The organism is Billgrantia gudaonensis (assembly GCF_900100195.1).
In the GTDB taxonomy this organism is placed as follows: domain Bacteria; phylum Pseudomonadota; class Gammaproteobacteria; order Pseudomonadales; family Halomonadaceae; genus Halomonas; species Halomonas gudaonensis.
Window position 1 is genome coordinate 99,832 of record NZ_FNES01000008.1, and the last position, 13,246, is coordinate 113,077.

The 13,246-nt window shown below is 62.6% G+C and carries 10 protein-coding genes and 4 tRNA genes; 3 read left to right on the forward strand and 11 right to left on the reverse strand.

Annotation, left to right across the window (positions count from 1 at the left end):
- The first annotated feature begins 334 nt into the window (after positions 1-334).
- On the forward strand, positions 335-838 hold the full coding sequence (locus BLP96_RS11060; RefSeq protein WP_089686111.1) for a peptidylprolyl isomerase: 504 nt from the start codon (positions 335-337) through the stop codon (positions 836-838).
- A gap of 83 nt (positions 839-921) precedes the next feature.
- Positions 922-1,680, forward strand: coding sequence for a UDP-2,3-diacylglucosamine diphosphatase (locus tag BLP96_RS11065; protein WP_089686113.1), 759 nt, complete (start codon positions 922-924; stop codon positions 1,678-1,680).
- 74 nt (positions 1,681-1,754) lie between these two features.
- On the opposite strand, the gene BLP96_RS11070 is transcribed toward BLP96_RS11065, so the two are convergent.
- The 11 genes from BLP96_RS11070 to BLP96_RS11120 form a co-directional block, all read right to left on the reverse strand.
- The gene (locus BLP96_RS11070; RefSeq protein ID WP_245682231.1) at positions 1,755-2,795 is read right to left on the reverse strand and encodes a CobW family GTP-binding protein; all 1,041 of its coding nucleotides are present in this window, start codon (positions 2,793-2,795) and stop codon (positions 1,755-1,757) included.
- A gap of 183 nt (positions 2,796-2,978) precedes the next feature.
- Positions 2,979-4,796, reverse strand: a complete 1,818-nt coding sequence (locus BLP96_RS11075) for a SurA N-terminal domain-containing protein (RefSeq protein WP_089686118.1) — start codon at positions 4,794-4,796, stop codon at positions 2,979-2,981.
- Between the two features lie 171 nt (positions 4,797-4,967).
- Positions 4,968-5,240 carry an HU family DNA-binding protein gene (locus BLP96_RS11080; RefSeq protein WP_089686120.1) on the reverse strand — a complete coding sequence of 91 codons (273 nt, stop codon included), beginning with the start codon at positions 5,238-5,240 and terminating at the stop codon, positions 4,968-4,970.
- Positions 5,241-5,415: 175 nt separating this feature from the next.
- Positions 5,416-7,824, reverse strand: coding sequence for an endopeptidase La (gene lon, locus BLP96_RS11085; RefSeq protein WP_089686122.1), 2,409 nt, complete (start codon positions 7,822-7,824; stop codon positions 5,416-5,418).
- A 152-nt stretch (positions 7,825-7,976) separates the two neighbouring features.
- The gene (gene clpX, locus BLP96_RS11090; protein ID WP_089686124.1) at positions 7,977-9,254 is read right to left on the reverse strand and encodes an ATP-dependent Clp protease ATP-binding subunit ClpX; all 1,278 of its coding nucleotides are present in this window, start codon (positions 9,252-9,254) and stop codon (positions 7,977-7,979) included.
- Between the two features lie 76 nt (positions 9,255-9,330).
- Entirely contained in the window at positions 9,331-9,951 is a 621-nt protein-coding gene (gene clpP, locus BLP96_RS11095) for an ATP-dependent Clp endopeptidase proteolytic subunit ClpP (protein WP_089686126.1), read from the reverse strand.
- 84 nt (positions 9,952-10,035) lie between these two features.
- Positions 10,036-11,397, reverse strand: coding sequence for a trigger factor (gene tig / locus BLP96_RS11100; protein ID WP_089686128.1), 1,362 nt, complete (start codon positions 11,395-11,397; stop codon positions 10,036-10,038).
- A 258-nt stretch (positions 11,398-11,655) separates the two neighbouring features.
- A tRNA-His gene (locus BLP96_RS11105) sits at positions 11,656-11,730 on the reverse strand.
- A 31-nt stretch (positions 11,731-11,761) separates the two neighbouring features.
- Positions 11,762-11,836: transfer RNA gene (locus BLP96_RS11110), tRNA-His, on the reverse strand.
- Positions 11,837-11,883: 47 nt separating this feature from the next.
- Positions 11,884-11,960: transfer RNA gene (locus tag BLP96_RS11115), tRNA-Arg, on the reverse strand.
- Between the two features lie 67 nt (positions 11,961-12,027).
- Positions 12,028-12,104, reverse strand: a tRNA-Pro gene (locus tag BLP96_RS11120).
- Between the two features lie 217 nt (positions 12,105-12,321).
- Between BLP96_RS11120 and folD the strand changes: the two genes are divergently transcribed.
- Positions 12,322-13,194, forward strand: coding sequence for a bifunctional methylenetetrahydrofolate dehydrogenase/methenyltetrahydrofolate cyclohydrolase FolD (folD, locus tag BLP96_RS11125; protein WP_089686131.1), 873 nt, complete (start codon positions 12,322-12,324; stop codon positions 13,192-13,194).
- The last annotated feature ends 52 nt before the right edge of the window (positions 13,195-13,246 follow it).

The window sequence follows — 13,246 nt, forward strand, 5'->3', positions numbered from 1 at the left end:
GATGGCCTCCACTGCTCGGGGCCGTTCCGGTGACAAGCCTGCGAGTACGCGCCGTGAGCCCATCCCTGGGCGCTACCGACGTGCTGCGACGCTCTCGCATCCTGCGTGGCAGGGCCGGCGCTGGCCGTCCATGACCAGCCCGTTCGGAGCGATGCTCCCCACCCTGGCAAGGGGCCTCTTCGTGGGCTTGTCCCCGACACCCCTTGCCGCTGGCGCAAGCCACTGAACCGAGACGCCCGGGCTTGCTTCGCGCAGCGAGGCAAAACCGGTATTATAGCGCCACGTCCATGCATGGCGCCAAGGTGCGCCCGCTTTCGAATCAGGGAAAACCGCAATGATCGTTCTACAGACCAATTTCGGCGCCATCCACGTCGAGCTGGACCACGACAAGGCACCGAAAACGGCCGCCAACTTCGAACAATACGTCCGCGAGGGCTTCTACGACGACACTCTCTTCCACCGCGTGATCGACGGCTTCATGGTTCAGGGCGGCGGTTTCGACACCGAGTTCAACCAGAAGCCGACTCGCGACCCGGTCGAGAACGAAGCCGACAACGGCCTCAAGAACGCTGTCGGCACCCTGGCCATGGCTCGTACCCAGGATCCGCATTCGGCCACCGCCCAGTTCTTCATCAACGTGGCCGAGAACGACTTTCTCAACCACAGCGGCAAATCGATCCAGGGCTGGGGGTACTGCGTATTCGGCCGCGTGGTCGAAGGCATGAATGTCGTCGAGAAGATCAAGGCCGTGCCCACCACGCGCCGCGGGATGCATGCCGACGTGCCCGCAGAGGATGTCGTCCTCCAGCGTGCCTTCGTGGCAGACGCCGACAGCTGATCCAGCCGACGCGCCCGCCGAACGGCGGGCGGCCGTGCCAGCGACCGCACCGTCGCCGCCGACAGCCCTGCGAGACGAGGCCCATGAGCACCCTGCTGATTTCCGACCTTCACTTACATCCCGGCGCTCCCGAACTTTCCGATCGCTTCCTCGACTGGCTCGACACCCGGGCCAGGGGCAACGAGGCACTCTTCATCCTCGGCGATTTCTTCGATGCCTGGATCGGCGACGACCTGCTCGACCTGGGTGACGACCCTACGGGGCATGCCCGACTGGCCAGGCGAGTGGTCGATGCCCTTCGCCGCCTCAGCGACGGCGGTACCGCTGTGTACATCATGCACGGCAACCGGGACTTCCTGATCGGCGAACGCTTCGCCGGCGACGCCGGTGCCACGCTCCTGGCCGACCCTAGCGTGGTCAGCCTGGGCGACCAACCCGTGCTGCTGATGCACGGCGACAGCCTGTGCACCGGCGACGAGGCCTATCAGGCATTTCGCACGCAGGCACGCGAAGACCGGTGGCAACGCCAGATTCTGTCCCTCCCCATCCCCGAGCGTCTGGCACTGGCACACTCCTTGCGCGAGCAATCCGGCGAGGCGACGTCGAACAAGGCCGAAGCGATCATGGATGTGACGCCCGACGAGGTCGTTCGGGTCATGCAGGCTCACGGAGTGGCCACCCTGATCCATGGCCATACGCACCGCCCCGCCGTGCACGAACTCGAGGTCGACGGCCAGCCGGCCAGGCGGATGGTGCTGGGCGACTGGCAGCCAGGCCAAGGCTGGGAAATCGAGGTCAACCAGGCGGGGCATCCCGAGCTGAAAGCCTTTCCGCTGGGCTAGCCACCGTCGCAAACGCACGCCCGGCTGCACCGTGCAAGCCAGAACGGCTTGCGAATGGCGGCTGGCAACGATGCCTAGCCGCCCAGACACTCCGCGAGACGAATTGCCAGTCGGTCGGCATCCGGCAACGTACCCGCCTCGGCAATGATCTCCAGGCGCGAATCCTGCCGCCAGGCCGTCGGTTCGAGGCTCACCGTACCCGCCGAACGATTGTAGAATTTCCAGCCGCTATCGGTGTGCAGCACCGCCTTGACTCGCAATCGAGACGGCAGATCGGCCAACAGCGTCGAGAGGCGATCCAGCACGAAGACATCGTCGGGATGCCAGCGCCAGCCCAGGGTCGCGTAGCCCAGGGAGACGCCCTGTTCGCAAATGGGGCGTCCCGGTCTCGGAAAGGACGGACCATTCAGCCCTTCCACGAGCACGCTGCCCGCCGCCTGCTCGCGTAGCCGTCGATGCGCTTCACTCTCCGGTAGCGGCCGCGCGCCCTCCTCGGCATGCGCCATTCCGCCGTTCGATAACGATGCGTCAAGCTCGCCGTAAGGCGCATGGCGTATCCACTTCTTGCGAGGCCAGCTCGCATCCAACCAGGCCTGGGCGGCAACCAATTGATCCTCGGTGGCCAGATCGGTCATGGTCAAGGCCACTGCATCGGCCATGGCCAATTGGTCGCGGAAGGTGTCGTGCTCCCGAGAGCGAGGGTCGTCGAGCCGACGTGGATCGAGCACGGCGATGATGTCATGCATGACTAGCACCCCGTGAAACGCCTCGCCCCGCAACACGTCCAGCAATCCGGCGGGATGCCCCAGCCCCGAAGGCTCGATCAGCAAGCGATCGGGACGATGCCGGTACAGCAGATTGACCAGAGTCGCCTGCAGCACGAAGGCCAGTTGGCAACACAGGCAGCCTCCCGGCAATCCTTTCACCGTCACCCCGTCCTGCGGCTCGAACATGGCCTGGTCGATGCCCACCTGGCCGAACTCGTTGACCAGCACGGCCCAGTTTTCATGCTCCGGTTTCCGACGTATGAGACCGCGGATCAGACTGCTCTTGCCGCTGCCCAAAAAGCCGGTCACCAGATGCACCGGCACGTTCACCACGGGTTCTTGGGTCACGTTCGACTCCGCCGCTCCCATTGATTGTTATTTTATAACATAGTCCGCGGAGGCTGTTGAGCCCCGTGCCGACGTGAGCGTCATGGTGGGCTTTTCACGTGAAAGATAACGGTATAAAAGACGATATCCACCGATGAAAAGGGGCACCCTAAGGTGCCCCTGAGCCTAACGATGTCGCCGAGTTCAATAACGCTCGATCTCTGCGGTATCGCGCAGGTGGGTCCGCAATGCCTGAATGGCGGCCTGCCCCCTCAACTGCTCGGCCATGCGCGCAACGAAAGCCTCCGTCTGCTCGTCGGGATCGCCATTGGCGACCTCCTCGAGAGCGATGAGCACCACCCGCTCATCGTTGCTGGCCTGACCGTAGACCGGCTGGTCGCCATCGGGTGACGGCAGGCGAAACGCCGCGTCCAGAATGAATGCGGGCGTCTCGCCGGTTTGTCGCGATGCTTCCTCTACCCGCTGCCAGTCCGCATCGAACGAGTCGCCATCACGCAGTCGCTCGGCTCGCGACTTGGCCAGCTCGAGCAGAGCGTCACGGGCCTTGCGCTTCTCCACGGCCGCTCTCACCTCGTCTCGAACTTCATCGAGAGGACGCGTCGCTGCCTCGCGATGGTCGGCGACTCGCAGCACCATTCGGCGATCGGCGTCGAGCTCGATGACCTCGCTGTTGAACCCGTCCCGAAGAACGTCGTCACTGAAGGCCTCGCTCATCACTCCGGGCTCACCCAACACGCCACTCGCCTCTTCGCGGGAGACCCAGTCGCTCTCGCGAAGCGTGAGATCGAGACTCTCGGCCACGCTGGCGAGATCTTCCGCCGCAAAGCTCTCGTCGATCAGTTCCTGAGCGCGGCGGTTGAAGGCGTCGTCGACCTTTTCCAGCGCCACCTCTCTTTCCAGTTCGTCACGCATTTCCTCCAGCGGCGGCAGATCGAGCTCGGTGACCTTGACCAGATGCAGGCCATTGTCCGTCTCCACGATCTCCGATACCTGCCCCACACCGATGCCAAAGGCGGCATCATCGAAGGCGTCGCCGAAGAACCCTGGACTGATGAATCCCAGATCGCCGCCCTGCTCTGCGGTCGTGGCATCGTCGGAATACTCTTCGGCCAGTTCGGCGAAGGAATCGCCTTCAGCCAGTCGCTCGCGTACGGTTTCGAGCCGGGCTCGCGCTTCCTCGCGGCTACGCTCGCCGTCGAAGCTGACCATGATATGGGAAACTCGCCGATCCGAATCGCGGCCGCGCTCTTCCCAGGCTTCGCGAATCTCTTCGTCGCTCACCGGCTCGCTTTCGGCCATGGCCTCTCGGTCGAGGATCACGTATTCCAGGCGAACCTGCTCGGAACGCCGATACTGCTCGGCATTGGCATCGTAGTAGTCCTGAATGTCGGACTCGCTGACCTCGACCGGCTCTGGCAGGTCCTCGGGCGTCAACTCATGGTAGCGGAAACTACGCGTCTGACGCTGCAGCGCGGCGAGCCGCTCGCGCTCGCTGTCCAGTGTGAAATCGCTCATGGCCACGCCCTGCTGCAACTGCTGGCGCACCATGTCCGCTCTCAATGCCTCACGGAACGACACGGGGGTGAATCCGGCACTGGCCAGACGATTGCGGAACAGTTCCTGCGAGAAGCGCCCATCCTGATCCTGAAACTCCGACAGGTTGACGATGACCTGGTCGATCTGATCCTCGGACAGGTAAAGGCCGCCGTCTTCGGCATAGGCCGTCATCAGTTGCTCCCCGATCAGGCTCTCCAGTACCTCGCCGCGCAAGGCACGCTCCTGCTCGGGCGGTACCTGACCGGAACGAATGGCGCGCTGAACTTCCATTTCCAGCTGTTGGCGGGTGATCGTCTCGCCATTGACCTTGGCGACATCGTCACCATCGTTGCCGATGAGCCCGACCAGCGACTCGATGCCGAACAGGGCCAGCGCCGCCACCACGGCACCGACGAGGATCTTTGCCCCCCAACTCCGGGAGCGGTCACGAATACTTTGCAGCATGCAGGCCTCGGTGATTGAATAACGGAAAGCGTGACCATTATACGCATGGCTCTGGCCTGGCGACCATGAGCGTGAAAAAGGCGCATCGCAATGGCGATACGCCTTTCTGTCGTCTTACCGAGCAACCTTAGCGTTGCACGGCAACAGCAACGCACTGGGCCTTGTGGTTGCTCAGTTGACGGAATCCTTGAGCGCCTTGCCGGCCTTGAAGGTCGGCACCTTGGCAGCGCTGATCTGGATCGGTGCGCCGGTCTGCGGATTGCGGCCGGTACGCGCCGCACGCTCCTTCACGGAGAACGTGCCGAAACCCACCAATGAAACGGTGTCACCGCTCTTGAGGCTTTCGGTGACGGTATCGACCATCGCGTCCAGGGCGCGCGTCGCGGCCGCCTTGGGAATATCGGCAGAAGCAGCGATGGCTTCGATCAGCTCGGATTTGTTCACACTTCACCCCTTGACTGTTTCAGGTAATGGCTCTAATCAGCGCGACTTTCGGCCGACAATGCGATCACAGCATGGCTATAACTTATAGCAATGCCGCAAAAGACGTGTCAAGCGACCTTAGGCGCCAAACCGCGCCATAACGGCATTTTAAAACCACTATGGCGCAAAAAAATGATCAATGCGTGCTGATCATCGATGCCGAAGCCGGCGATTCCTCAACCCGGGAATCCTCACCTTTTGCTTCGGTGCTTTCTGTCAGTGCAGCTTCCAAAACTTCGTCTATCCAACGCACCGGACGGATTTCCAAAGCATCTTTGATGTTGTCCGGCACCTCTTTGAGGTCGCGGCGATTCTCTTCCGGAATGAGCACGGACTTTATACCACCGCGTCGGGCAGCCAGCAATTTCTCCTTTAGCCCACCGATCGGCATCACCTCGCCGCGCAGATTCACCTCGCCGGTCATCGCCACGTCGCAACGCACCGGCCGACCGGTATAGGCCGAAACCATGGCCGTGACCATGGCGATCCCCGCACTGGGTCCATCCTTGGGCGTTGCTCCCTCGGGCACATGGATGTGCAAGTCTTCCTTTTCGAAACGCTCGGGATCGATCCCCAGCGCCACTGCCCGCGCCCGCACCACGGTCTGAGCGGCGCTCACCGACTCTTTCATGACGTCACCCAGCGAGCCCGTCTTGTTGATGCGACCCTTGCCGGGAGTGACCACCGACTCGATGTTGAGCAACTCCCCTCCGACCGAGGTCCATGCGAGACCCGTGACCCGGCCGACCTGATCCTGCTGATCGGCAAGTCCATAGCTGTAGCGACGCACGCCGGCATGCGTCTCGATGTCGGCCGCAGCCAGCGTGGCCGGCGCCTGAGCACCTTCCCGACCCTCGCCCTCGAGGCGCTGACGCAGGACCTTGCGGCAGACCTTGGCGATCTGTCGCTCGAGCTCCCTCACCCCCGCCTCGCGAGTATAGTACCGGATCAACTCCAGCAGCGCCTCGTCCGAGAACGCCAGTTCCTCGTCCTTGAAGCCGTTGGCCTTGAGCTGCTTGGGCACCAGATAGCGCCGCGCGATGGCCAGCTTCTCGTCCTCGGTGTAGCCGGGCAGGCGTATCACCTCCATGCGATCCAGCAACGGGCCCGGAATGTTCATCGAGTTGGCCGTGCAGATGAACATCACCTCGGAGAGATCGTAGTCCAGTTCCAGGTAGTGATCGCTGAACTTGTCGTTCTGCTCGGGATCGAGCACTTCGAGTAGGGCCGAGGCCGGGTCGCCACGGTGGTCCATGCCGATCTTGTCCACCTCGTCGAGAAGGAACAGCGGATTCTTGACCCCGGCCTTGCTCATGCGCTGGATCAGCTTGCCCGGCAGCGAGCCGATGTAGGTACGCCGGTGCCCGCGAATCTCGGATTCGTCGCGCACGCCACCCAGCGCCAGGCGCACGTACTTGCGGTTGGTTGCCCTGGCGATGGACTGACCGAGAGAGGTCTTGCCCACCCCGGGAGGACCGACCAGACACAGCACCGGTCCTTTGAGCTTGCGCACCCGCTTCTGAACGGCCAGGTACTCGAGGATACGCTCCTTCACCTCGTCCAGGCCATGATGATCCTCATCCAGCACCCGGTGCGCATGCACGAGATCGTGCTTGACACGCGTGCGCTTCTTCCACGGCACCGAGATCAGCCAGTCCAGCCAGGAGCGCACCACCGTGGCCTCTGCCGAACTGGGCGACATCATCTTCAGCTTGCCCAGTTCCTGGCTGGCCTTCTCGCGGGCCTCTCTGGGCATACCGGACTCTTCGATGGCCTTCTCGTACTTTTCGGCCTCGTTGGGCACGTTCTCGAGCTCACCCATCTCCTTCTGGATGGCTTTCATCTGCTCGTTGAGATAGTACTCGCGCTGCGACTTCTCCATCTGGTCCTTGACGCGCGAACGGATCCGCTTCTCGACCTGCAACAGATCGATCTCGGATTCGATGAGGGCCATGAGGTGTTCGATTCGGTCGCGGACGCGATCCATCTCGAGCAATTGCTGCTTGTCACCGATCTTGAGCGACAGGTGGGCACAAATGGTGTCCACCAGCCGACTGGGATCCTCGATGCCCGACAGCGAATTGAGCACCTCGTTGGGGACCTTCTTGGAAAGCTTGACGTACTGCTCGAACTGGTTGAGCAACACGCGCACCAGGGCTTCCTGCTCGCGCTCGGTGAGAGGCAGGCTGTCGCGCAACACTGCATCGGCCAGGCTGTAGCCGCCTTCGGTGTGATGAACGGCACGCAGATCGGCGCGGGACGTTCCTTCGATCAACACCTTGACCGTGCCATCGGGCAACTTGAGCAGCTGCATGATCTCGGCCACGGTACCGATGGTGAAAAGATCGTCGGTTCCCGGATCGTCATGACCCGCTTCCCGCTGGGCCACCAGCAGCACGCGCTTGTCCGCCGCCATGGCGGCATCGAGAGCCTGAATCGACTTCTCGCGACCGACGAACAGCGGTATCACCATCTGCGGATAAACGACCACATCACGCAGCGGCAAGAGGGGCAGACTCAGGGCCTGTTCGGCGTTCTGCTGCATCGCAGACATTCCTCAAACGAAATCGGATGGATACACAAGGTGTGGGGGCATGACACGGGCGTTGCAAGTGCCCAGGGCAAAGGACACGAACAAAGGGGTCGCCACGGCGACCCCTTGCATGCAGGCAGGCTCGGCAGGGACAGCGAGCCCTCTCAGCCGTCGGTGCCGTCGACCCGCTGCTCTTGCTGTGAGTAGATGAGCAGCGGATCGCTTTCGCCGGTGATCACCGATGCATCGATGACCACCTTGGTCACGCCCTCCATGGACGGTATTTCATACATGGTATCGAGCAGTACGGATTCCAGGATGGAACGCAGCCCCCGAGCTCCCGTCTTGCGCGCCATGGCCTTCTGAGCCACCGCACGCAACGCATCTTCGCGGAACTCGAGCTCCACTCCCTCCATGTCGAAGAGACGCTCGTACTGCTTGACCAGCGAGTTCTTCGGCTCGGTGAGAATCTGTATCAGCGCATCCTCGGTGAGCTCGGTGAGCGTGGCAATGACAGGCAGACGCCCGACGAACTCCGGGATGAGCCCGAACTTGACCAGGTCCTCGGGCTCGACATCCAGCAGCAGATCGCCCACGCCCTTGGATTCGTCCTTGCTCTTCACCGTGGCGTTGAACCCGATACCGCCTTTCTCGGCACGGTCGCGAATCACCTTGTCGAGCCCGGCGAAGGCACCGCCGACGATGAACAGGATATTGGCGGTATCGACCTGCAGGAACTCCTGCTGGGGATGCTTGCGGCCACCCTGGGGCGGTACCGAGGCCGTGGTGCCCTCGATCAGCTTGAGCAGCGCCTGCTGCACGCCCTCACCCGAAACGTCGCGGGTGATCGACGGGTTGTCGGACTTGCGCGAGATCTTGTCGATCTCATCGATGTAGACGATGCCGCGCTGCGCCTTCTCGACGTCGTAGTCGCACTTCTGCAACAGCTTCTGGATGATGTTCTCGACGTCCTCGCCGACGTAGCCCGCTTCGGTGAGCGTCGTGGCATCGGCAATGGTGAAGGGCACGTTGAGCAGCCGCGCCATGGTCTCGGCCAGTAGCGTCTTGCCGCTCCCCGTAGGGCCGATGAGCAGGATATTGGATTTGCCCAGCTCAACGTCATCGCCCTTAACATCCGCACGCAAGCGCTTGTAGTGGTTGTAGACGGCCACTGACAGTACCGTCTTGGCGCGGTCCTGCCCGATCACGTAGTCATCCAGCGTGTGACGGATCTCACGCGGAACGGGCAAACGCTCATCGTCGCTCTCGGCATCGGCATCGAGAACTTCTTCGCGAATGATGTCGTTGCACAGGTCGACACACTCGTCGCAGATATACACGGACGGTCCGGCAATCAGCTTGCGTACTTCGTTCTGGTTCTTGCCGCAGAACGAGCAGTAGAGCAGCTTGCCGCCATCGTCCTTGCCTTTGCCGTCGGCCATTCGCGTACCTCTGTCGCTGCGGCGGCTCAGCGCCGCCGGTGATCACGTATGAATGATGCGTGCTTAAATCACGCTATCAGGATGTCGGCCGCTTATCCAGCACGGCATCGATCAGGCCATACTCGGCGGCCTGGCTGCCGCTCATGAAATTGTCGCGATCGGTATCCCGGGCGATGGTATCGATGTCCTGACCGGTATGATGCGCCAGGATGCGGTTGAGCTTGTCGCGGATACCCAGAATCTCACGCGTGTGGATCTCGATGTCCGCAGCCTGCCCCTGGTAGCCGCCGAGGGGCTGGTGAATCATCATCCGCGAATTGGGCAGGCAGTAACGCTTGCCCGACGCTCCGCCGGCCAGCAACAGCGCCCCCATGCTGGCGGCTTGACCGATGCACACCGTCGAGACGTCCGGCGTGATGAACTGCATGGTGTCGTAGATCGCCATGCCGGCGGTCACGCCACCCCCGGGCGAGTTGATGTAGAGATGGATGTCCTTGTCCGGATTCTCGGATTCAAGGAACAGCAGCTGGGCCACCACCAGGTTGGCCATGTAATCTTCCACCGGGCCGATCAGGAAGATCACGCGCTCTTTGAGCAGGCGGGAATAGATGTCGTAAGCCCGCTCGCCACGTGCGCTCTGCTCGACCACCATCGGCACCAATCCGCCGGCGTTGTGGATATCGAACTCGTTGCTCATCTGTGTGATGTCCTTGCATCCGATGAATGGAAGCGACGGAAACGGCACTGCCGCCTATCCGCGGCAGCACCGAAGACCGGCATCTCAGGCCTTGTCGTCGTCGCCTTCCGCGGCGTCGTCTTCTTCGCCGTCCTGCTCGGGCTGCTGCTGAGCCGCTGCCAGCGCTTCCTGGTAGCTCATTTCCACGTCCTTGACCGTGGCTTGCTCGAGCAGGTGCTCCACGGCCTTCTCTTCGAGAAGCGCCGACTTGACCTGAGTCTTGAGCTGATCGTTGCTCATATAGTAGTCGACGACCTGCTGGGGCTCCTGATACTGCTCGGCGAGCTCTTCCACGCGCGCCTTGATTTCGTCGTCAGTGGCATCGAGCTCGTTCGCCTTGATCACTTCCGCCAGCAGCAGCCCCACCTGCACGCGCCCCTTGGCCTGTTCGGCAAACAGCTCGTTGGGCAGCTGAGAAACGTCGAAATCCTCTCCGAGCCCGAACTGCTGCGCCGCCTGGCGCTTGAGCGCATCGGTCTCCTGCTGGATCAGCGACTGCGGCACCGGCACCTCGTTGGCTTTCTTCAACGCCTCGAGCACCTGCTGCTTGACGCGATTGTCGACGGCCTGCCTGGCCTCACGGGTCATGTTCTTCTTGACCTCGGCGCGGAAGGCTTCGACGTCATCCCCTTCGACGCCAAACCGCTGAATGAATTCCGCGTCGACTTCCGGCAACTGCTGAGCGCTGACCTTGTGCACCTTGACCTTGAAGGTCGCTTCCTTGCCGGCCAGGTGCTCGGCTTGATAGTCCTCGGGGAAGGTGACGGTCACTTCCTTCTCGTCGCCGGCCTGGGCACCGACCAGATGGTCTTCGAACCCGGGGATGAAGCTGCCGGAGCCCAACACCAGGTCATGCCCCTCGGCGCTGCCACCTTCGAACGGCTCGTCGCCCAGGAAACCCTGGAAGTCGATGGTCAGCTGGTCGCCGTCTTCGGCGGCACGCTCGACCTCTTCCCAGGAGGCATTCTGCTTGCGCAGGGTTTCGATCATCTCATCGACGTCGGCCTCGGTCACTTCGACCACCGGGCGCTCGACTTCGGTACCTTCGATGGAAGCCAACTCGATTTCCGGATAGACCTCGAGGGAGGCGACGAACTCGAGGTCCTTGCCGGCCTCGTTGACCTGCGCCTCGATGCTCGGATACCCCGCCGGATTGAGGTTTTCATCGGTGATGGCCTTGACGTAACGCTCGCGCATCACTTCGCCCACCACCTCGTCGCGCAACCCGCTGCCGTAACGCTGGCGTACCACGGACATGGGCACATGGCCCTTGCGGAAGCCATTCAGGCGCACGTTCTTCGCGGTGTCCTTGAGGCGAGCCTCGACGGCTTCATCGACCTCGGCGGCCGGCACCTGGAACGTGACTCGGCGCTCGATCTGGGAGGTCGCTTCGACGGAAACTTGCATGAATAGTCCTCTACCGCCTGGGGCGTTGTGTTGAATGCGTGGATGGGTAAAAGAGTGATTTTAAGAAGCCCGCACTGTGGTGGCAAGCACCCTGGCTAGGAAGTGGGGGCAGCTCGGCATATTGCAAGGGGCTTAACGTCGAGCATAGTCTCGACCGCAGCGAAGCTCGGACGAACTGCCGATAGCGACGAGGCAAGGCCCGGGGAGCCAGCATGCGGGATAGCGAAAAGGAGCGCGGAGACGGGAAAACGGGTGCAATGGGGTGGATGATGGGGATCGAACCCACGACCACCGGAGCCACAATCCGGGGCTCTACCACTGAGCTACATCCACCACTGCACTAACCAAAACGGAGACGTCGACATGGGGTGGATGATGGGGATCGAACCCACGACCACCGGAGCCACAATCCGGGGCTCTACCACTGAGCTACATCCACCATTCGACTGCTGCTCGAACCGTCGGCATTCCTGCATGCGCACGACATGGCGCGCCCAGCAGGACTCGAACCTGCAACCCACGGCTTAGAAGGCCGTTGCTCTATCCGGTTGAGCTATGGGCGCATTCTATGTTCAATGACGCCTGACCGCAACCCTTGTCATGAATTTCATCAATCCAAACAGGAAGTTGTGGTCGGGGTGGAGGGATTCGAACCCCCGACATCCTGCTCCCAAAGCAGGCGCGCTACCAGACTGCGCTACACCCCGCCGGCCTTAGCACGGCCTCGATGCCGCCATCGGGCCTCATCGAGCGCTGCGTATTCTACGCGAGAATCCCTTGCGGTCAATAGCCACCTGACCTGGCAGGGCTTTAGCGCTTTGCCTGAGAGTCAGGCCGTGCGAAAATCTGCGCCCTTCCGGTGTCGGCCCACCGGCCCACGCCAGCCGACATTCGCACCTGTCACCACCACACGGGGGAGAGACGATGACCGCTCAACGCATCGATGGCAAGGCCATAGCCGCCGAGGTTCGCCAGCGGGTCGCGCGCCGAGTCGACGCGCGCCATGCCGAAGGCAAGCGCACGCCCGGCCTGGCCGTCATCGTAGTGGGCGACGATCCGGCATCCCATGTGTACGTCAGCAACAAGCACCGCGCCTGCGAGCAGGCCGGCGTGCTCTCGTTTCGCCATTCGCTGCCCACCGACATCACGCAGCAGGCACTGGAAGCGCTCATCGATGAACTCAACTCCGATTCGCGCATCGATGGCATCCTGCTGCAGCTGCCACTTCCCGACCACCTGGACGAACGCCCGCTACTGGAACGCATCCTTCCGCACAAGGACGTCGATGGTTTCCACCCTTACAACCTGGGCCGCCTCGCCCAGCGTCTCCCCCTACTCCGCCCATGCACGCCGAAAGGCGTCATGACCCTGCTCTCGGCCAGCGGTCTCGAGGTACGCGGCCTGGACGCCACCGTGGTCGGCGCTTCCAACATCGTCGGCCGCCCCATGGCGCTGGAGCTGATGCTGGCTGGCTGCACCACCACGGTGTGCCACCGCTTCACCCGCAACCTCGAGTCGCACGTGCGCCGCGCGGAACTGCTGGTAGTGGCGGTGGGCAAACCGGGCATCGTCAAAGGCGAATGGGTGCGCGACGGCGCCATCGTCATCGACGTGGGCATCAACCGTGAGGAAGACGGACGCCTGGTGGGCGACGTGGCATTCGCTCCCGCCGCCGAACGCGCCGGCTGGATCACTCCCGTACCGGGTGGCGTCGGCCCCATGACGGTGGCCTCTCTGCTCGAGAACACCTTGTTCGCCGCCGAACTGCACGACGCCATGGCTCCCACCAGCGCCTGACAGCCGCGGGCGCATCGTCTAGAATGTCGCGCCCTTCCGCCACCAGCCGGAG